Source organism: Terrimonas pollutisoli, assembly GCF_029360765.1.
Classification (GTDB): domain Bacteria; phylum Bacteroidota; class Bacteroidia; order Chitinophagales; family Chitinophagaceae; genus Terrimonas_B; species Terrimonas_B pollutisoli.
This window is the reverse complement of record NZ_JARKNA010000004.1, coordinates 1-21523: the sequence shown is the minus strand read 5'-3', so window position 1 is coordinate 21523 and position 21523 is coordinate 1. Positions and strand designations below refer to the sequence as shown.

Here is a 21523-nt window from a genome sequence, read left to right as displayed (position 1 = left end):
CAAGAAGTTATTTTATTTCCAACACCCTCTCCAGTTCCACCTGCATCATCAGCAGTTCTCTCAACTGGTCAAGATATTCTACCTGTGTCATGTTTAATGTTTCCCATGCATCAAAAAGCATAAACAGTTCCTCCGTGTTTTGCTCATAGGCCAATTGATAAGCAGAATAATTGTTTCGCAGCGCCGGAATTATCTTTTCTTCATACAACCTGATTTGTTTTTGTTTGGCTGCAATCTCGCTTTGCATGGATTGAGCCATTCCTGCCGCTTCGTTTAGTATCATTTGTCTTTGCTGCTGCAGGCTTTCATTTTTCCAGACAATGCTCTCCATATTAGCTTTATACATTCGTGAAGCACCGCGGGTAAATGGAATTTTCATCATTCCCATCAATGTGTATTGCATGGGCAATCCGCCAAAACCAAACATGTGCTCATAACGGATACCAAATTCAGGCTTCAGCTTTGTCTTTTCAGTTTTAAACTTTAACCAGTTCAGGTGAATTTCTTTATTCACTGCTTTTAAATCACTTCTTGAAGCGGCCAATCCTGTGCTGTCAATCACATACGCCGAATAATCTTTCAGTGAATAAATGGTATCTACTGAAAACTCCGCTAACTTATCACGGTTCATCAGTGTATTTAGCGTTATTCTTTTCTGCAGCACTTCGTTCTCCAGCATCACTTTCATTTTTTCCAGGTTGCCCAGTGCCGCCTTCGCTTTGTAATAAGCATTGATTTTTTCCAGCCCATTCTTATACCGTATCTCTGCGCTTTGAATCATGAAGTTCAACAGCCGCTCATTCTGTCCGATCACATTTATTTTTTTCTGAATGATGGTCCATTCATAATAATTTTTTTTTGCCTCTGCATACAACTGGTTTAGCGAATAATTCTTTTTTTCTTTTTCTACTGATGACATTGCCGACATGTATTCAAACTCTGCATTCTGTTTTTTGCGATTGGGAAACATTTGTTGAGCAGACAACATGAACTGTCCCATGCCTTCTTCTGTGCCGCCCATACCATCTTCCATTTTTTTCCAGCGGTTAACATTATAAGGCGTCATAAAAAACCCAGCGCCAAACTCTGCCGGCATCCAGTTTCTTGCACCTTTGGCTGCTTCATCCATGGAGCGGATATCGTTGTCGTACATTTTCAGCAATGGATTTACAGCCTTAATTGAATCAAGTACGGTCGCCAGCGATAATTGTTGCTGGGCTTTCAGCATTACAGATGACAGAACACAAATTGATATAAAAACAACTTTCTTCATTGTTGATAATTTAAATGTTATCGAACCAACAATCGTACAAATGCAAAATTTGCTCAACAGCGAACTGGACGTTGAAGAGTGCGACGCAACAGAGGATCCCATGAAAAACTTTAGCCCGGTTCCTAAAAACTATTTTTACTCTTATTAAAACATTTACTCTCCTAACTCCGCAATCTGCAGCTTACCGTATTTCCTCAATTCATATTCCCTTACCATCGCATACATCACCGGCAAAACGATCAATACAAAAAGTGTGGAAGTAATCAATCCAAAAACAAATGGATAAGTGATCGGTTTCATCACATCGCTGCCCGTGCCTGTTGCCAGTAACACGGGAAGCAATCCCAATATGTCAACAATTACCGTCATCAGCTTGGGACGCAGACGCAAAACTGCGCCGTCATAAATAGCATCTTCCAATGATTGTTTATTGATCGTTTGATTTTGTTCATTTAATTTGTTAACCTTTTTAAATAGTGAGTTATTGAGATACACCAGCATCAGCACACCAGTCTCAACCGCTATTCCAAACAAGGCAATAAAACCAACGGCTACCGCCACGGAAAAATTAACATTGAAAAAATGAAGTGAATAAGCGCCGCCAACCAATGCAATGGGAATAGCAGATAAAACAATCAACACTTCGCGGAATGTATGGAAAGTGAAATACAGGATAACAATGATGATGATGAGAACAATTGGCAAAATTATTTTCAGCCGCTGCTCTGCCCTTACCTGGTTTTCGTATTGACCGCTCCATTCGAGAAAATAACCTTTGGGCAATCTCTTTACTGCTTCTGATAATCTTCTTTTTGCATCATCAACCGTACTGCCAAGGTCACGGTCACGAACATTAAACAAAAGCGTTCCCCGAAGCATCGCATTTTCTGAAGTGATCATCGGCGGGCCTTCGGCAATTTCAATATCAGCAAGTGCAGCCAAAGGTATAGGCCCGTAATTCATCGTGATCACAGGCAATCGTTTTAATTTTTCAATCGAGTTACGATAATCCTGCGCCAGGCGAACGTTGACAGAAAAACGCTGCCTTCCTTCAACTGTTTGCGTAATGTTCATGCCGCCCAATGCGGTTTCAACAAACATGTTTACATCATCAACAGAAAGATTGTAGCGGCCGAGTTCTTCTTTTTTAATTTTTATATCAATGTATTTGCCGCCTGTAATTGGTTCAACATACAAATCTTTTACTCCGTCTACACCTATCAACGATTTTTTAAATTCCTGTGCCAATGCATTGATGGTGTCAAGATTTTGCCCATATATTTTTACTCCCACATCGGTGCGGATACCGGTAGAAAGCATATTGATGCGGTTGATGATGGGTTGCGTCCAACCATTCACAACACCGGGTATCTGCATCTTTGCATTCAGTTCATTGATGATGTCATTCTTCGTGATCCCTTTACGCCATTGTGATTGCGGCTTCAGCAATACAATTGTTTCAATCATGCTGATGGGTGCATTGTCGGTGGCGGTGCTTGCCCTGCCTGCTTTTCCTAAAACATTTTGCACTTCGGGCACTGTCAGCATCAGTTTATCCTGCACCTGCATGATGCGTTTGATTTCTGAATTGGAAACATCGGGCAATGTAACAGGCATAAAAAGCAATGAGCCCTCATCAAGCGGCGGCATGAATTCACGACCCAATCGCATTACCAGCGGAATGCTTCCTGCAAGTATCAAAAAACTAATAAGCAGCGTAAGTTTTTTCCATCTTAAACACCAGCGAATAACAGGAGAATATAAAAAGATAAAAAACCTGGAAACAGGATGTTTGCTTTCGGGTCTTACTTTTCCTTTCAATAAAACAACCATCAAAACAGGCACCAGAAAAATGGCAACAAAGGCAGAGCCGATCATGGCAAATGTTTTTGTCCATACCAATGGTGAAAACAATTTATGCTCCTGTCCTGTCAGAAATAAAATGGGACTGAATGAAACCAGTGTAACCAATATGGAACTGACCACGGCTTTTGCAATCAGCTTAGATGATGATTCTATTTTTTGTTCTCTTTCCTGTTTAGTAAGCATAAATATTGTTTAATCGGTTTCACCGCTTAATGATTTCATGGCGTTTTCTACCATCACAATGCCTGCATCCACCAGGTCGCCAACAGCCAATGCCACGCCGGCCAGCGACATGATATTGGAAGTGATGCCAAACCATTTCATCATAATAAATGCAACCAGCACTGACATTGGAATAGTGATAACAACAACCAATGCACTCCTAGCGTTTAGCAGGAAAATGAAAAGCACAAGGGAAACAATGATGATTTCTTCTGTCACGGCCTTTCTCAATGTATCAATCGTTGCTTCTATCAAATCGGAACGATCATAGGCTGCTTTAAACTTTACACCAGGTGGCAATCCTTTTTCTACATCAGCTAATTTTATTTTTACACGGTCAATCACATCTTTCGCATTTTCACCATAACGCATTACTACAATACCGCCTACTTTTTCGCCTTCGCCGTTTTCTTCAATGATGCCGAGTCGCAGCTCGCCACCCATTTGCACAGAGCCGATATCTTTGATTCGAACGGGAATAGAATTGATAGTAGTAATAGGAATTTCTTCTACCTGTTTGATGTCTTTGATGTAACCCAATCCGCGGATGATATAACCAATGTCGGATTGTTCAAACTTTCTTCCACCCACATCATTGTTGTTGGCTTTTACTTTGTTTACAACCTCCATTAATGGAATATTGTAGTACTGGAGTTTTATGGGATCAACTATAACCTGGTATTGCTTTTGAAATCCACCGAAAGATGCTACTTCGCTTACGCCTTCCACTGTTTGTAATGCAAAGCGGATGTACCAATCCTGTAATGCTCTCAACTCACCAAGATCAAAACCAGGAGCATCGAGTGTGTACCAATAAACGTGTCCTAAACCAGTACCATCAGGCCCCAGTGTGGGAGTAACTCCCTGCGGTAATAAACGCTGTGCAGAATTTAATCTTTCCAGCACACGGGTTCTTGCCCAATAAATATCGGCGCCATCATCAAAGATGACAAACACAAAGCTCATCCCGAACATACTGTTGGCGCGGATGTTTTTCACTCTTGGGATTCCCTGCAGGTTGCTCACCAGCGGATAGGTGACCTGGTCTTCGATGATCTGCGGATTGCGGCCCATCCATTCGGTAAAAATGATCACCTGGTTTTCTGACAGATCGGGTATAGCATCCACTGCTGTTGTTTTTACGGCATAAAAACCATAACCGGCAATGCCTGCAGCAACCAACAGCACAATGATGCGGTTTCGCAAAGCAGCTTCGATAAGTTTTGATATCATGATCTCTTTTGAATTTGCAATTGACAATTAGCAATCGGCTTCAATTTTTGCATATTGTCAATTACCTGTTGTCTATTGAATAACTTCTTCGACACTTCCGCAGGTAAGCATCTCCGCACCGAAATATGGATTTTTTACTTCTTTCGTTTCACTGATCCACATGGCGCCTTTATTATCTCTTGCCATCGGGCAATGATCATGATACAGCGGGCGGCCTCCGCCAAAATTCTTTACGAGATCATACACTACTTCACTCATCATGACGAAGTGTGAACGCTGATGACTGATCTTATCGCCATTTTCGGAAATATGCTCTGCATGTTCTTTCATTTCTTCTTCATTCACATCATAAGCTGCTTTTTGTTCAGCCGTCAGCAATGACTTATCCAACCTGCTTATAGCTTTTTCCATTGCAGCGCCTCCTTTAGCTGCTTCTTTGCCATTGTCATTGGCCAGTGCATTTTTTATATGCAGGTAATGATCTATGATTTCTTTAATGGAACTGGCTGCTTTTGCATCTATATTGGTATAAGTAACTGCAACAGCTTTCACATCTTTGTTATCAGTTGTGGCTGGCTGTTGTGCTGTATCCTTGCTCATGTTGCTTGTATCATGTCCTTCATGTTCGTTCTTACTGCCGCCGTTATTACAAGCTGTAAAAACTATCACCGAAAATGCAAAGGCCGCTGATAAAATCTTCTTCATAGTATGTTTTAATTTATAACTTTAATGTTGATTACCGGAATGATCTTCTTTTTTTACTTCTGTCAGGTCCATATTGCATTTTGGGCATTTGCCGGATTTATCACTTGTTACATCCGGATGCATGGTACAGGTGTAAACTACAGATGGCTGCTTTGAACCTCTTCTGTCAACAACCAATTTTGATTTACATTTAGAACATCTACCAGGTTTATTACTTAATACATCAGCATGAATGGGGCATGCATAATTTTTTACCACCTTTTGCTTCATTTGCTCCTTTAGCGATAAATCCATTCCGCACTTTGAACATTTATCAGGTTTTTCACTCGTCACATCAGGATGCATCGGGCAGGCATATAAAGTAACATGTTGCGTTGTGTCTTTCTTTCCGGCTTTTTCCTGTGAAAAAACAGTAAGCGTCATGATGGAGAAAGCTGCCATCAACAGCATTTTAAGTGATTTCATTTTTTTATGATTTAATGTGTTGGAAAAACTTGTATCGTATGGCACAGAGAAATGCCAAAAGCCCGGCAAATGTTTTTACCCGGCTTTAAAAAGAAAGGAATCTCTAAATCAGGAAACTTCTTTTGAGAATATAAACAGCAATGCTGCTACTTCGTGGCGGTGCATTGCTCAAAGGGTTTTCTTCAGTTACAGTAGAGATTTGTACAGAAGGTAAATGAGTATAAGTGGGAAGCAGGGCTGATCCCATCACTTCCATTAATTGAAAAGAAGATTCATTAATCTTTTGATCGGTATCGTTTTTTATAAATTTCTGTTCATCTTTACAGCAGCCATCTTCCTCCGCATTCTTTTTTTCCATGCCGCATTCGCCGCAGGTTTTTGATTTGTTATGGCCTAATCCCCAATCGGCGAGTTTACCCATGCAATAATGCATGTGAACAGTTGCTCCCATCGAAGTGCTGAGATATAAAACAGCTAATATGACAGTGAGGAACTTTTTCATGTGCCGCAGTTATTAATAATCCCTTCTCTTTAACCCTTATTAATGTGAACTTAAAATAATCAAATTGTCTTCAGTATCTCCATGACAAAAGTCAGCCAATTTTATGATATTGCTTACTATTATTTTTTTAATGCCTGTGCAAAGAAGGCCTTAGTTGCAGGTATACCTGTAGTCCAACAGGCATGTCGCCATACAAAGGTTTTAATTCTTTTGCCGGAAAATTAATCGTTGCTTTTGTACCTGCTGACAATTCAAAAACGCCTTGCTGAAATAGACTCCGGTTATAACCCAATGAAAATACATGAACATTGAAAGTCTGGTGTCCCAACTCATCTTCAAGATCAAGTTCTTCGGCGGATTTTTGCAAAAATTCGTACCGGCTGAATAAAGCATTCTTTCCAAACTGGTAATTATTTTCCAATAAAATGGAATGTTCTTTATGATCTTCACCTTTATCATTCAATCCCCATACCAATGCCGCACTATAATGTTTGTCTGCACCTGCTGATTTTGCATACAATACCGAAGCTGTTGTGCGGGTAATGTCAACTCCCGGTTCCAGCGCTTCGGGTTCTTTAATAAATCCCTGGGAGAATTGTAAAGCCCAATTCCGGGTAGGGTTATAAGATAAGCGATATGAATAACTGTTGAATCTTGCCTTATCAAAATCATACCTGTCCTCATCAGGCTCACGACCGGTAAACGATGAACCTTCCAGTTTGAAATTTTTGTAACGAAAACCAAGTGTAGCTACTCCAAAAGTAACATGTGTGGCATCCTGCCAGTGATGACCCAACGGTGCATCGGGATTATTCATAGATGAAACACGGTGCATAAAAGTAGGAGCACCTAAAGCAGGTTCGCCGGGATAACCCACATAACCAAACACATCAATATTTTTATTGATCATTTGTGTATAACCAATACTTAAACCCGAAAAAAGATCGTGAGGATGTTGCCTATCAACCAACCGTTTTCCATTCCATGTTTCGCCTGACTGAAGTAATAAAGGATAACCGTCACCTCCTTCTGTAAGCCGGTCAAGGCTGATCATCGCGGTAAGATTAAAAAGTCCTTTCTTTCCCATTTTCCTGTTCATCATTGCCATAAACCAGTTGGGTGCATCCAGTTTATCATGGCCCCTGTTACCGCTGTTGAAGATATCCGTATTGGTATAGCGCAGAAAAACATTACCATGAAACATCCAGTCGGTTTTTCCAGTTTGTTTCATCCACATATACATCGGGCTGCTATCCGGGTTCCAGGCCGTACCGGAACTGTTACGGCTCATGGGAAGATTCCTGGAAAAAGCATGTGAGGACATAGGTTGCATGTTATGCATATCATGCATGGAGTGATCCATATTATCCATTTCTTTCTTAACAGGTTGTTTCTTTTTTACAGTGTCCCTGGCAGGTACTGCTGGTTTGTTTTTAGTCGTCACGGTGTCTTTCTTAGGCTGTTGGTGATGTTCGTGCTGAGCCGAACTTTGCCGGATTGAAAAAAACAACATTGTCATTATAATAAAAAAAGTTTTCATCCCTATATTTTTTAATTATTTAATTGCCGACTTTCTTTCTTACACTCAGTTGAATCATCATTTGTTTCATTTGCAGCAATTTTTCTTTATAAATAATGATTTAATAAAGCTGAGTAGCCATCTTATTAGTTTCATGTCATTGAAATAATCATTATCGCACTCATTACCACCATTAACAAGTCTTCAAACAGAGTCACTTTGCTAAGCGGTAGTTTAATAACAGTACCAAGACAAGCACACTGAAAAGCTGTTTTTTTCAACAAACTTTGAATTACGCCAATGCTGCTTACTCCCATTACAATCAATGTTGCAATATTTGTACCTATTGGATTAAAACCGGTAAGAAAGGAAATGCCGAGAAACAATTCAACAAAAGGATAAATAAATCCCCACAACTGTATCTTTTTTGCCACTATATCGTAGGTTTGATAACCCTCTGCGAAGCCTTTCAGATTCATTAACTTGAAAAAGGAAAACACCAAAAAGAAGCCCGCCATAAAATGGCTCATCCACTGCATCCGGTTAAATGATCCCTGTGCATATTGGATCAATAACGTAATCCCGGCGATATAGCCAAAGATCAGGAAAATAGGCAGGTAAGATTTTTCCTCCTCAACTTCCGTTGCCGATGAGTGCATAGCTGTCGATACGCCGTTACCATCTTCGGCAATGATATAATTCCCGGCTTTGTTCACCGCCTGTTGTAATGTATCCGTTGAAACATGCTTACTCATGGTAATAGTAGCTTGTGGCGATTGTAATTGTACATCTGCTGATAAAATATCTCCAAGCTTTAATAATTCGCTTTTGACCCTTGCTACACAACTGCCGCAGGTCATCCCGGTGATCTTGTATTCGTGTGTCATACTATTGTTTTAATTTGATAGTACGAATTTCACGCAGAGATTGCCTGGCGTTGTTACACAATCCTGAGGATCTGTTACATAATTTCTAAAGGCTCAAACCTTATCGAGAGGTTTACGGCGATGTTCTTTTAACTGCCTGAACTGAGACACGGTGAAGCCCGTTACTTTTTTAAACTGGGCCGATAAATGTGCCACACTGCTATAGCCAAGCTTAAAGGCCATTTCGCTTAGGGTAAATTCATTATAAGCCAGCCATTCTTTGATTTTTTCTATTTTTTGCAGAATAAAATATTGTTCGACTGTTGTATTCTCAATGGATGAAAAAAGAGTGCTGAGGTAATGATAATCTTTATGCAGCTTCGAAGACAAATAATCAGAAAGATTCTTGTTCATTTCATCCAGTTCACCATAGTGTACCAGTTCGATGATGATTCGTTTAATATCATCGACCAATTTTTGTTTCTGGTCATCTATCCAGGCAAACCCTTCTGTTTCAAGAGCTGCTTTTATCTTTTGGATTTGTTCCTCGTTTAACTCTTCTTTCAACTCTACCACGCCTAAGTGAACCAATTCGGGAACCACGCCTGCCTGTTGGAAAATTGTTGTCACTGATTTGATACAGCGATCACAAACCATATTTTTAATGTATACTTCCATTGTTTTTTTTCTTCCGTAATGCATTCAGAAAGGTCCGCTCAAAACTAACGAGCCAGCTATCGTTTGTCATACGCTGCATATCACCTTTTAACTGGAAACGGTAACCGATGTTCAACTTGGCATTACTGTTAAAGATGAGCTGAATGGCTGGCGCCATATCAACAAAGTAAGCTTTCCTGTCCAGGGATTGTTGCGCCAGAATCTCGGTATACAAATTCAGGTTAGTTTGCCGGTAATCGGTGTACTGAAAAGGCAATAATAAATAGCCCCCCGACAAGGAGTAGTTCATTACCTGGTAAATGCGGGATGGAATGTAAACAGCTTTATCATTTCTCGAATCATCCAGCACCTGCGTATGGCTCATTGTTCCCGATAAGGCTAACTTATTCCAAAGTTGTGTAGCAATCACACCCAACTGTACCCCGGTCTTATCTCCCTGCAGTGTCACTTCATCATAATGGAAAGGACTTCTTGTATAGCCTGCATCAGCAAACACTGCCATTCTGAAATGCGAGTGCAGCTCATCCTTTGACAAAAAACGATACTTCGCATACAGGTAAACAGACTCCCATCTGAAATTCCGGGTATGCATATCGGCAAAGGTTCCACCTACATGCAGCATCCAGTTTTTATTGATCCCAAACATCAACTCGGGAATATAACGTTGCATAAACCGGTCGCCCGTTTCAGGTTTTTTTCCCACATAGTTGGCAGTGATCTTTGCACTTAACGAATGGGCGGGCATATTGGAGGCCGGCTCCGTGTAAACGTACAACTCCTGCGCCCTAACAACTGAAGAAAGAAAAAATAGAAACAGTACAGCGGTTGTCTTTTGCTTTTGTGTTTTCATGATCATGTAAGCATCACTCCTCTAATAGCTCCCGGATTCCTTTTTCCAACTCCTTTCCTTCCGGATCAATAGCTACCACGTCCCCTTTTTTATTGATTAAAAAAGTAGTAGGCAACACGGATATATTCCAATCGGCAGCGGTTTTGGCATTCCAGCTTCCGCGGGGATCATTTACCTGCACCCAGCTGATCTTATCCCGGGCAATGGCTTTTTTCCAATCGTCTTTATCTTCATCCAGGGAAACGCTGAATATTTCAAAACCTTTTGTCTTATACTTGTCATACAACTTTACCAGCTTTTTATTGGCTGCACGGCAAGGCATACACCAACTGGCCCAAAAGTCGAGCAGCAAAACTTTTCCCTTTAACGATGCCAGTGTAACCGAATCACCTTTTATATCGGGCAATTTTATTTGCAGCCTGGGATCGCCGATGTTCGCCACTTCCTGTGCTGATGCATGAAAGGCCAGGGACAGGAAAATTATTATCGGAATGATTTTTTTCATTATTAAAAAATGTTTTACCGGGTTTTCATAATTGGACAATATTAATCTTCATCTCAACAATCAAATAGTTGCATGGTATATTCTTGCTTCAGCAGGCACTCCTTCCTTTACACAACAAGCCGCTGCCTTACCAGTTTGCAGGCAACTCATCTTAGTAGCACCACTGATTTTTTTGAATTGTTTATTTGTCAGGAAATTCTTGTCCACTATCGTGATTGTTTTTTCACCGGTCAACAACTGGTCACTGACATTCAGGAAATGAAAAACATCTTTGCCGATTGCTACATGTTTATCATTTTCAATTTTCACATCATTGAAATTCCCTGTCATTTTAAGGCTACCGATGGAAAAACCCGCGTCTTCTACCGCTTCCCGCAGTTCATCTATTTTTACTTCCTGTCCTTGCTTAAACACAATGTTGAAAGCAGAGTTCTTAATGTCCGACTTCACTGATTCAACAAAGGGTACTTCCATCAATGCTTTGTTGATAGCATTGCTACACATGGCACAGGTCAGGCCCGTAGCTTGCAGGTTCGCCTTTGTGAATTGAGCCTGAGATGAAAACACCGCCAGCGAAATCATCACTAACATCATTATCTTTTTCATCTGGTTATTTTTTTTGTTACCGGGTACTAGTAATCTAAAAATGACGGAGGCATTTAACCACCGCATCATCACTCATTTTACCCGGAAAAATTTTGTTGTCCTGAAATATTAATTGTATCACCAAAAGAAAAGTATTCCCTACTGAATAGACATGGTAAAGAATACTTTTCATTTCGATTAAGCTATATCTTAATGATCGTGTGAAGCCTTGCAGCATTCTTTACCGTCATGGCCGGGCTTTGTGCATTTGCCATCGTTGCAACAGTCCATTTGGCCATCCGTTTTTTTGCAGCAATCTTTACCATCGTGGCCTTCTTTACTGCATTTACCATCCTTGCAGCAATCCCCGTCCGACCCAGTCTTCCGGGCGGTCATTTTTGCATCATCGCCACTTGCCGCTGAACGATCATATTGGCAGCAGCCATGCAGCTTAGTATAAGCTTCATTGGTAGCTTTTACATCTCTTGTATCATAACCCACGGCGGCTACTGCTGTCTGAATTTTTGCAGCACTCGTAGTTGAGCTGTTGTATTTTACTGTAAGTGTTTTGGCATCCACATCCCATTTGGCATCAGCGGCGCCGGCTGTTTTTGCGGCCTTTTCGATCTTTGACTTACACATGCCGCAATTGCCAGATACAGGAATGGTTTCCGTTTTTGATTGGGCAAATGAAGCAGTTGAAACCAATAATACAGCTACGAAAGAAAATATTTTAAGCGTTTTCATCTTTTAACTTTTTGAGAGTATAATAATATATAAAATATCGCACTATTTAAAGTACATAACCTTCAGTGCCAGCATTAGCTGCCGGTCAATAATTTACTGTCATAGTCTTTAGGCATAGCCAATTAATGACTAAGTACCTAACTGACTGTTGACCTATTATATCTCAAATTCTGAAAACTCCGTTTTGCAGGTATGTATCCTGCTCGGATAGTAAAGGAGGGGAATGATTTGGATGATGTCTTTCATCACCGGTATTATAGAAAGAAGTGACAATAAATTCAGATGGCTTTTGAATAAGGGCCGCAAAAGATGGAAAATCAAAACTGACTACAGTATTTACTCTCTGATCGTCATCGATCTTCACGATTTTTACTTCATCCCGGCAGCAACCATGCGATGTTTCGATATGCATGCCGCATTTGGGACATTCTTTTGTTTCAGCAGCAAAAAATTCAGTGGACGCCAGCCGGTTCATGCAATAGTGAAAATTGACCATCACGCCTGTACTTAAGGCGAGATAGCTCAATAATACTATGGATACCAGTAGCTTTTTCATGAACGCTACAAAGATAAACGCAATTATGGATAATTAAAATCCACCCTTTACACTTTATCTTTTTTGGGGATCAGTTAACAAAACTCCAGTAAACGCCCAGGCGCAACAATAAACCGGGATAATAATAGCCGGGGGCGGCTAAATTATTGTTGGTAAAGCCAAATTCTCGATTAACAAGCTGGGCTGTATTCAGGTTTTCAGCCCTGAAATAAAGTTTAAATGATTTAATACGGAAATGTACATAGCCGGCTATATCCGGCATAGCGTTTTCGATACGGGTGCTGTCCTGGTAATAAAATTGTCTCAACACCGGCGAATAACCATCCGCTTTGTAGGGCGTGTGATAGCGAATCTCTGAACCAAAAGCGATGTCCAGGTTTTTGAATCCGAGGTTTCCCTCATAACCGATACGGTTACGGGTAAAGATCAACGGTGTATTGACCGGTGCATTCCCGATCTTTCGCTGAAAATAAACATCAGCATGCCACCACCAGCGTCTTCCCAGGCGTATTGATTTTTGCACGGCGATCTGGAAAAAGTTGAACAAGGTGCTCTCCTGCCGCAACTGGTAATAGTTCGACAGGTAAGTATAGTTTGTAATAAGGTAGTAGTGACCCGTTAACTTCAACCTGAGAGCTGGTTGTAATAATGAAGCGAATAAGTGTGTTGTATTTTCTTTATTGAAACTGGCAGTATCGGCTAAATAAAAATTGCTGCGGGTATCAAAAATAAACGAAGGAGTACGGTTTACATTTTCAAAAGCTAATTGCGCATAGCCCATTCGCTTACCAACAAAACGTTGAAGGCTTGCATAAGCATGATAGTCGCCTGCATACTCGCCGGTGAAATATAATTTGCCATTCGCCTGCATATCCCATTTCTGGTTGCGTGTACGATTACGGTATTCAGCATGACCAAAAACATTGAAAGAATTTTCACTTACATAGCCGGTATTCGAATTTCTAATGGAAAGATTTTGCACCGCTGCACCCACTTTAAAAAACTGGTGCAGGTTCTTCGCATCGGGGAATTGATAGATAGAAAAATCATTGATCATTTCTTTCCATTGGTCCCGTAACTGGAACGTATCAACCGCCGCACTTAATGTAGTATCATAATTATCTTTATAGTAAGCAGAGTCTACTCCATAATTACTGAAATCATATTTACGCTGGCTGTACTGGATGGTGTGCTCAAAGCGCAGCCGGGGATAAAATAGTGGAACAACTGTTGAATCGGTTACCAAAGAATCTTTTTGTCCAAAATCATATTGCTGTCTCAACAAAACACTAAACTCGCTATAGCGATTACCGGTGCCGACATCGGTACTGAAAAAATTGGTTGTGTATGAATTATCGCCGCCAATCTTCGTTGGAATATTAAAACGATCCTTATAAATGACATCATCTATAAGTGTATCCTGTATGCCGCCATTTTCGCCGGCCTGCAATTTGTTGCCCAACAAAATAAGATAGGCATTGTAACGCTTGTTCACTGTTTCGAATCTCGAGGTTAGCAGGTAATTATTATGATTGGTTTTTTGATTTTTAAAAGCTCCTGGTGCATTGATCAACCGGTATTGAAAGGCAAAATTGAAATTGGGCTTCACATTTTGCGTATGCATCAACTCGATCACCTGTTCCGACCGGCTGGCCAGCATATAATTCAGTTCCGAATAAGGCCGGGTGGTATTAAAAAACCTGGCTTTCTCCAGTGTCCATTTATAGACATCAAAAGCATGAAATCCGGGATCCCAGCCTGGTTGCATCTTCGGTGAAAACAGGATAGACCGGGAAGCCGTTCCGTTATTTCCCAAAAAAATATTGGTAGCCGGAATCGGAAAGCGATTTGAGAAATCCACTATCGACGAATCAAGTGTATAGTTGCGGGTAGAGTCGAGATAACGAAAACGAATGGTAATGGAATCTTCATTCTTATCCCGCCGTTTCAAGCTATCTGTGCTGGCGCCTCCTGAAAACTTGCCACCCAACTGACCGAGACGGCTGCTACCCTGTCTTATCAAATTGCGTTGAGAAAAAGCATCTACAGCTGAAAGAAGAAGCAGGGTTACTAACAGGTATGTAATTTTCTTAACCAGTTTTTATAGGTTTAAAGTTTACCGGCCCATTCAATCAAAGATTCTGAAGCCTGGAATGATCCGCATGCAAATTAAGGCGGCAAATGTAGAGTTCTTCTATTAAAATGTTAAAGGGAGCCATTCAAAAATATTCCGTCCTTTCAATTACCACCCGCGGGCCAATTTTCCCGGATCAAATGATTGCTATCAGTTCTTTAAATAGTAATGCCAGCTTTGGTTCCGCCTCTTTTGCTGCCTGCAGCACTTCTTCATGGGTAATAATATTTTCTTCTTCACGAATACCCAGGTCTGTCACAATACTAATGGCAAACACCTGCATACCCATATGATTGGCTACGATATTTTCCTGTACCGTACTCATGCCCACCACATCGCCACCAATTACTTTGATAAGCTGGTATTCGGCCCGGGTTTCAAACGTTGGACCCGTTACAGCTACATACACCCCTTCTTTAATATCAAAATTATTTTGAATGGCAATGTCCTTTGCTTTCTTGATCAGCGACTTTTTATATGGTTCGCTCATGTCGGGAAAACGTGGTCCCAGTTCTGTGATATTTTTCCCAATTAACGGATTGGGCGTAAAAAAACTAACATGATCTTTGATGATCATAATATCACCCACCTTAAAGCTTGGATTCACCCCACCTGCCGCATTAGATAGTAATAATGTTTCCACTCCCAGCATCTTCATCACCCGGATGGGATAAGTCACCTGTTGTGCTGCATAACCTTCGTAAAAATGAAACCGGCCTGCCATCGCCACAACAGCTTTACCGTGGATTTTTCCAAACACCAGTTTGCCCTTATGCCCTTCTACTGTTGAAACGGGAAAATGGGGAATATCAGCATAGGCCACTTCCTTTTCTACCTCTATCTCTTCAACAAAATTGCCGAGGCCGCTACCTAACACAATACCTACCGCAGGTTTGGTTGCATATTGTTTTTGTAAGAATTGTACTGTTTCATCCAACTGTCCTAAAATATCTGAAGCCATGTTTTGGTAATTAAGCCCTGCCAACCATCAGGCAGGCAGCAAACGTAATGAAAATATGCGAGTCAGAGGTTGGGAGCCGGAGGTCCGAAAGAAAACGTCAACTACCGGAAATTCCGGGCTCATACTTCCAACTTCCGACTTCATCTTTCCCTATCTTCGCAGCAAATTTTTTTAGACCATGAATCTCCACGAATACCAAGCGAAAGAATTACTGAAAAAATATAATGTTACCGTACAGGAAGGATATGCCTGTACCTCCGTACACGAAGCAGAAGAAGCCTATCGCCAGATCAAGACACAATACGGCAGCAGCTTTGCCGTAGTAAAAGCACAAATACATGCGGGTGGCCGCGGTAAGGGCACAGTAAAGGAAACCGGTATCAATGGAGTAAAAGTGGGAAAGAACCTGGAAGATGTAGCCGATATTGCTAAAAAAATACTGGGTGGCACCCTGGTGACTATTCAGACCGGACCGGCCGGAAAAGTGGTAAATAAAGTGCTGGTGGCACAGGATATGTACTACGATGGGCCCAGTGACAGGAAAGAATTTTATCTATCCATCCTGCTGGACCGCAGCAACGGGCAGAATGTGATCATGTATAGCACGGAAGGTGGTATGAACATCGAAGATGTGGCACATGATACACCGGAAAAAATATTTAAAGAATGGGTACATCCTTCCGGTGGCCTGCAAGGTTTCCAGGCAAGAAAAATTGCCTTCAATCTTGGGCTGACTGGCGATGCATTTAAGAGTTGCGTAAAGTTTGTTACCAACTTATACAACGCCTATGTAGGTTTGGATTGCAGCATGCTCGAAATAAACCCGCTGTTTAAAGCCGCTGATAATAAAATCGTAGCCGTTGACTGCAAAATGAATTTGGACGATAATGCGTTGATGCGTCATGCTGACCTGGCTTCTTTACGGGATACTACAGAAGAAGATCCTACGGAAGTAGAAGCGGGCAAATACAATCTGAACTTTGTAAAACTGGATGGCAACGTGGGTTGCATGGTAAATGGCGCTGGTTTGGCCATGGCTACTATGGATATGATCAAACTAAGCGGTGGTGAGCCTGCTAACTTTTTGGACGTAGGTGGTACCGCCAATGCACAAACCGTAGAAGCCGGTTTCAAGATCATTTTAAAAGACCCTGCGGTAAAAGCTATTTTGATCAACATTTTTGGTGGTATCGTTCGTTGTGACCGGGTAGCACAGGGTGTGATTGATGCTTATAAAAATCTTGGCAATATCACTATCCCGATCATTGTTCGCCTGCAGGGAACTAACGCTGAAGAAGCTAAAAAGCTGATTGATGAAAGCGGGTTGAAAGTTCAATCAGCGATCTTATTGAGTGAAGCAGCTGATTTGGTGAAGAAAGCAGTAGCGTAAGTACGAAGTAAGAAGTTTGAAATACGAATCCCGTCCATGAAAGTGGGCGGGATTTTTTGTTCTGTTTGGATTTGGAATTGAATTAGATTTGGAGCAAAGACTTGCTCAAATACAAGTGTTGTAACCCATATTATGACAAGACTCCGATTTTTAATAATCATATTTACACCGATCATAATAATTAGTAGTTGTTCTAGACGAATTCAGTGTGCCCAAGTACCAGGAACTGTAAAGGTTGACAATTCGTATTTTATTCGTGCAACAGAATTAACTGTTAGAGAGTACTTAGAATTTATTGTAAGTAACGATAATAACCCAGCCCTTTATCCAGATTCAACTCTTTTAGGGCTGCTTCCTTATAAATTTCTTTTGGACGACATTTCCAAGCAAAGCAATTTTAAATACTTTAAACTCGGCAAACAAGCTCCAGGCCCAATTGGTTTTTTTCTTAAGATGAAAAAACAAGGCAACAAAGAAGAAAACGAGAAGCTAAAGTCTGTAATGTTTATGCCGATAACTGCAATTTCGTATGACCAAGCTCAACAATATTGTAAATGGCTAGAGAATAAATTTAATTCAATTACACAAAAACATCCAGTTTGTAAAGTTAATATAGCCTTACCGACAATTGAAACATACAAAAATTTAATAAAAAACAAAGACAGCATCTGTGTTTCGAATTGCACAAGTAATTGCAACTTCAATTTCAACTACAATCAAACCAAATGTGACAATAACTCAGTAATTGGCATTGAATTAAACACTAACAAACTTGTACGATGTGACAGATTCCCAGCTGACAATTATGGAATTTTTAATTTACAAGGAAATGCTGCGGAAATCACTTCAGAAAAAAACATCTCAATGGGCGGGTCATATATTCACACCGCAAAAGACTCGTATAGTAATGCACAGATTGGTTATACAAAACCTGAAATTTGGTTAGGTTTTAGATTCGTTGTGACAAAATATAGTAAGTAAATACTCCTTACAACAAATGGTTCCTATATAAAGCCATAAAATGTTACATGTGGCACTCAACACTTTTTCGCCCTTGCAGGTCTTCTAAAACTGTAAGACGCCTTTGTTGGTGTTGTGCGGTGCTTATTGTGTATAGCCATCACCAACAAAACGAATTCGGACACCAACTCTGATATTCAAAAATTAGCTAAGATCTTGTTCTTATTTGCGCCCTACATTTTACCTTCATTTATCAGTTTAATAATTTTTGAATGCGGCCTGACCTGACTCTAAAAAACGTTTCCAAACACATTAGCCTTGATGAAAAGGAAACGGCTTTATTTACGTCTCTCCTGACTTACAAAGAAGTTCCCAAAAAAACTTTATTGCTAGCCGAAGGACAAGCCTGCAAACACCTAAGCTATGTAACCTCAGGCGCCCTGCGTTCTTATTGCCTCGACAAAGAAGGCAAAGAATCGACGATCATGTTTGCCGTAGCCGATTGGTGGCTGACAGACATGTATTGCTTCCTGAACAATAAGCCCGCCATGATGTATATCGAAGCGATTGACGATAGTTGCATCCTGCAGATAAGCAGGGAAAATTTTGACAAGTTGTTTGACAGCATTCCCAAATTTGAACGCTTCTTCCGCATCCTGATGCAAAACGCCTATACGAGAGAACAACTGCGTATTATCGAAAACTTAACGCTAACCGCCGAGGAACGATATGATCGTTTTTTAAATAAGTATCCGCAGATCGCACAACAGGTCACGCAGAAACAAATTGCTTCCTACCTGGGCATAACGCCGGAATTCTTAAGTGCTATCCGCAAAAAGAAAAGCGGCAAATCCATTTCTTAATCTATCTTAATTTTCCCTTGCCACTTTCTTGCTTGTTTTGTAAAAAAATCAACCATGCTTATTCTCATTGCAGGACCTTACCGTAGCGGAACAAACGATGATCCCAAACTGATGCAACAAAATCTTGACCGGCTGGAATCGGTAGCCCTCCCACTCTTTCGTAAAGGACATGTGCCCATGATCGGTGAATGGGTGGCTTTGCCATTGATCCACCTGGCGGGTTCTGCCAAACCCGGTGATGCCGCCTGGGAAGAAATTCAATATCCTGTTGCCCATCGCCTGCTTGACAAATGCGATGCGGTTCTTCGCCTGGAAGGCACCTCCAAAGGAGCCGACGAAGACGTAAGAAAAGCAAAAGAAAGAGGTTTGAAGATTTATTACAACATCGATGATGTTCCTGAGGAAAAATAAAGCTGCGAAACTAAAAGTTTCGCAGCTTTATTTTATTGCCTTTGGCAATAATCCTCCCCGCCGGTCCGGCTTCAAAAAAACGGGTCTTTTTAAAAAACATAGCATACCATAAATTCTCACCAACTTTGCAGCAGGTCAGCTCTTTTTAGATACTGACCCAACCTTTTTGCCCGGCTTATACTACTATACCAATATTGTAACCGGTATGGACCAGCCAACGCAACTGATACAGGCTTGTATTGCAGGTGACCGTCATTGAAGGCAATGAAGATGAAGTGGAGTTGATCACAGAACTGCAATTGCATGTCAGCAGAAAAATGTATTTCAAAATAAATAATGCATTCGGGCTTAGCTCCAAGGCGCCCGGTTGGGCACCCGAGATAGGTGTAGCTTTTTCTTTTTACAAAGGCAGTGATTAATAATAAAAATTCTTCCTGACAGATAGAGATAATTAAACAACTTAAACTTTCTTTTGGCCTTTTTCAAAATTTAAAGGAACTTGATGATACCTTAATCATTAAACCTTTTAACCATGGCCACTACCACACGCTATGTGTCGCAGGACACGATTCCTTTATTTACCAACAAAACTACCAATACAAAAAGCATCTCCCTTCTGTGGGGTGACTCTGTTCAACTACAGGAAACATTACCTGCCAGCGGCAGGGTAAAAGTAAAGGCCCGTGGCATCAATGGTTATGTAAACGTGGATCATCTCAGCGATAAGGCCTTGCTGGAATATTATTTTATTGATGTAGGCCAGGGTGATGGTGTATTGATCGTGACACCTGATCGTAAGCATATTTTAATTGATGGCGGTTACATCCGCAAAAAACAAATTACCAAACGAAATGCCGCCGATTTTGTCGACTGGAAATTTGACCGGGATTACGGCAAAACAAAGATCAGCCTTGATGTAATGATGAGTTCCCATAACGACGAGGATCATTATGGTGGCTTATGGGATATTATCAATCCGAACGAAGTGAATGAATTAAAGTTGACAAAGGTGGAAGTAAAAAATTTTTACTATGCCGGCGTCAACTGGTTTGAAAAAGATGGCAAACGCAACCTCGGTCAAAATAAAGATGGCTACTGGACACCGCTGCTGGATAATAAAACAGCGTTGAAAAAATACTTACCAGGTGGGAGTGCCGCCAACAGTACCGGATACAATCTACAGGGACAATGGAAAGATTTTATTTCACTGATCGTAAATACAGCAGGCGCCTGCGAACGATTGAGTAATAAACGAAACAGCAATGGTTATGTACCAGGCTTTGAACCAAAGCCGAATAAACCCAGCATCAAAGTGCTGGCGCCGATCGAAGAGACACTGGATGGTAAACCGGCTTTAAAAAAATTCACTAATGGCGATGCTATCAATACCAACGGTCATAGTTTGCTATTAAGAGTGGATTATGGAAAAACAAGGGTATTGCTCACCGGCGATCTCAATTCACAAAGTCAAAAACATATCCTGAATTTTTACCAGCAAAATTTAAGCGAACTGTCCTGTGATCTGGCAAAAGCCTGCCATCATGGAAGTGATGATTGTTCATTTGAATTTTTATCTGCACTATCTGCGTCAGCAACCGTTATCTCTTCCGGCGACAATGAAGGGCACAATCACCCCCGGCCAAAGATTGTTGCCGCCAGTGCGTTGACAGGTCATAAATTCATTAAAGATGACCGGGTAGTAACACCGCTGATCTACTCAACCGAAATCGCCAGGAGTTATAAAATAACACAACCGGAAAAACTAATCCTTGACGAAAACGGTGTGGACAAAACTTATAATTCTTCAAACAAAAAAGCTAAACTGCAATTTACTTCCAGCGGACAGGTGCGAACAAGGGATTTCTGGCAAAGCATGTTTGTAAGTGGTATTGTGTATGGACTTGTCAATGTCCGCACAGATGGCGAAAAAATATTATGCGCCACCATGAGTGAAACAAAAAGAGAATGGGAGATTGAAACATTTATGTCAAGGTTTTAACCCATTTATAAAAAAACTGGTAAATCTTTTACAAGGTCCCGGGATGTTCATTTAAAAATTGTTTGGCTAAAGCCGGTAAATTCTTTAATTGTATTGCCCCATCTTTAAGTGGCTGTTGCGCGACTGTAATTTTAGATTGTTATGAAATTATACTTTGAACAAGTGCTTGCAATATTGAACTTTAGCATCCATGTGTTATTTATTCTATAGCGTAATATAGATTTCCATAAAGC

General features: G+C 40.8%; 20 protein-coding genes and 1 pseudogene. 6 read left to right on the top strand and 15 right to left on the bottom strand.

The window, feature by feature from the left end; all coding sequences use genetic code 11:
• Positions 1–7 precede the first annotated feature (7 nt).
• From P2W73_RS08830 to P2W73_RS08760, 15 genes and pseudogenes are all read right to left on the bottom strand, one after another.
• Complete coding sequence (locus P2W73_RS08830; protein WP_276501656.1) at positions 8–1273, bottom strand: TolC family protein; 1266 nt, start codon at positions 1271–1273, stop codon at positions 8–10.
• A gap of 153 nt (positions 1274–1426) precedes the next feature.
• Positions 1427–4594: pseudogene (locus P2W73_RS08825) on the bottom strand (efflux RND transporter permease subunit).
• A 72-nt stretch (positions 4595–4666) separates the two neighbouring features.
• Complete coding sequence (locus P2W73_RS08820) at positions 4667–5299, bottom strand: DUF3347 domain-containing protein (RefSeq protein WP_276501655.1); 633 nt, start codon at positions 5297–5299, stop codon at positions 4667–4669.
• Between the two features lie 21 nt (positions 5300–5320).
• Complete coding sequence (locus tag P2W73_RS08815; RefSeq protein ID WP_276501654.1) at positions 5321–5764, bottom strand: heavy metal-binding domain-containing protein; 444 nt, start codon at positions 5762–5764, stop codon at positions 5321–5323.
• 103 nt (positions 5765–5867) lie between these two features.
• Entirely contained in the window at positions 5868–6266 is a 399-nt protein-coding gene (locus P2W73_RS08810; RefSeq protein WP_276501653.1) for an HYC_CC_PP family protein, read from the bottom strand.
• A 127-nt stretch (positions 6267–6393) separates the two neighbouring features.
• Entirely contained in the window at positions 6394–7806 is a 1413-nt protein-coding gene (locus tag P2W73_RS08805) for a hypothetical protein (RefSeq protein ID WP_276501652.1), read from the bottom strand.
• A gap of 131 nt (positions 7807–7937) precedes the next feature.
• Positions 7938–8672 (bottom strand): heavy-metal-associated domain-containing protein, encoded by a 735-nt coding sequence (locus tag P2W73_RS08800; protein ID WP_276501651.1) that lies wholly within the window; start codon positions 8670–8672, stop codon positions 7938–7940.
• A 93-nt stretch (positions 8673–8765) separates the two neighbouring features.
• A complete protein-coding gene (locus tag P2W73_RS08795; protein WP_276501650.1) occupies positions 8766–9329 on the bottom strand; it encodes a helix-turn-helix domain-containing protein in 564 nt (187 codons plus the stop codon).
• On the bottom strand, positions 9313–10179 hold the full coding sequence (locus P2W73_RS08790) for a hypothetical protein (protein ID WP_276501649.1): 867 nt from the start codon (positions 10177–10179) through the stop codon (positions 9313–9315). The genes P2W73_RS08795 and P2W73_RS08790 overlap by 17 nt, the downstream gene beginning before the upstream one ends.
• A gap of 13 nt (positions 10180–10192) precedes the next feature.
• Positions 10193–10684 carry a TlpA family protein disulfide reductase gene (locus P2W73_RS08785; protein WP_276501648.1) on the bottom strand — a complete coding sequence of 164 codons (492 nt, stop codon included), beginning with the start codon at positions 10682–10684 and terminating at the stop codon, positions 10193–10195.
• A gap of 60 nt (positions 10685–10744) precedes the next feature.
• On the bottom strand, positions 10745–11290 hold the full coding sequence (locus P2W73_RS08780) for a heavy-metal-associated domain-containing protein (protein WP_276501647.1): 546 nt from the start codon (positions 11288–11290) through the stop codon (positions 10745–10747).
• Positions 11291–11479: 189 nt separating this feature from the next.
• Positions 11480–12016 carry a heavy-metal-associated domain-containing protein gene (locus P2W73_RS08775; RefSeq protein ID WP_276501646.1) on the bottom strand — a complete coding sequence of 179 codons (537 nt, stop codon included), beginning with the start codon at positions 12014–12016 and terminating at the stop codon, positions 11480–11482.
• A 163-nt stretch (positions 12017–12179) separates the two neighbouring features.
• Positions 12180–12572, bottom strand: a complete 393-nt coding sequence (locus P2W73_RS08770) for an HYC_CC_PP family protein (protein WP_276501645.1) — start codon at positions 12570–12572, stop codon at positions 12180–12182.
• 70 nt (positions 12573–12642) lie between these two features.
• A complete protein-coding gene (locus tag P2W73_RS08765; protein ID WP_276501644.1) occupies positions 12643–14595 on the bottom strand; it encodes a putative porin in 1953 nt (650 codons plus the stop codon).
• Positions 14596–14842: 247 nt separating this feature from the next.
• Positions 14843–15667: a purine-nucleoside phosphorylase gene (locus P2W73_RS08760; RefSeq protein WP_276501643.1), complete on the bottom strand. Its 825-nt coding sequence runs from the start codon at positions 15665–15667 to the stop codon at positions 14843–14845.
• 178 nt (positions 15668–15845) lie between these two features.
• Here P2W73_RS08760 and sucC point away from each other — a divergent pair, with 178 nt between their 5' ends.
• The 6 genes from sucC to P2W73_RS08730 all read left to right on the top strand — a co-directional run bounded on the left by sucC (position 15846) and on the right by P2W73_RS08730 (position 21290).
• Positions 15846–17057 (top strand): ADP-forming succinate--CoA ligase subunit beta, encoded by a 1212-nt coding sequence (sucC, locus tag P2W73_RS08755; protein WP_276501642.1) that lies wholly within the window; start codon positions 15846–15848, stop codon positions 17055–17057.
• A 132-nt stretch (positions 17058–17189) separates the two neighbouring features.
• Positions 17190–18038, top strand: a complete 849-nt coding sequence (locus tag P2W73_RS08750; RefSeq protein WP_276501641.1) for an SUMF1/EgtB/PvdO family nonheme iron enzyme — start codon at positions 17190–17192, stop codon at positions 18036–18038.
• Positions 18039–18289: 251 nt separating this feature from the next.
• Positions 18290–18880, top strand: a complete 591-nt coding sequence (locus P2W73_RS08745) for a Crp/Fnr family transcriptional regulator (RefSeq protein ID WP_276501640.1) — start codon at positions 18290–18292, stop codon at positions 18878–18880.
• 54 nt (positions 18881–18934) lie between these two features.
• Positions 18935–19291 (top strand): hypothetical protein, encoded by a 357-nt coding sequence (locus P2W73_RS08740; RefSeq protein WP_276501639.1) that lies wholly within the window; start codon positions 18935–18937, stop codon positions 19289–19291.
• A 245-nt stretch (positions 19292–19536) separates the two neighbouring features.
• Complete coding sequence (locus P2W73_RS08735; protein WP_276501638.1) at positions 19537–19710, top strand: hypothetical protein; 174 nt, start codon at positions 19537–19539, stop codon at positions 19708–19710.
• Between the two features lie 113 nt (positions 19711–19823).
• Positions 19824–21290, top strand: a complete 1467-nt coding sequence (locus tag P2W73_RS08730) for a ComEC/Rec2 family competence protein (RefSeq protein ID WP_276501637.1) — start codon at positions 19824–19826, stop codon at positions 21288–21290.
• Positions 21291–21523 lie beyond the last annotated feature (233 nt).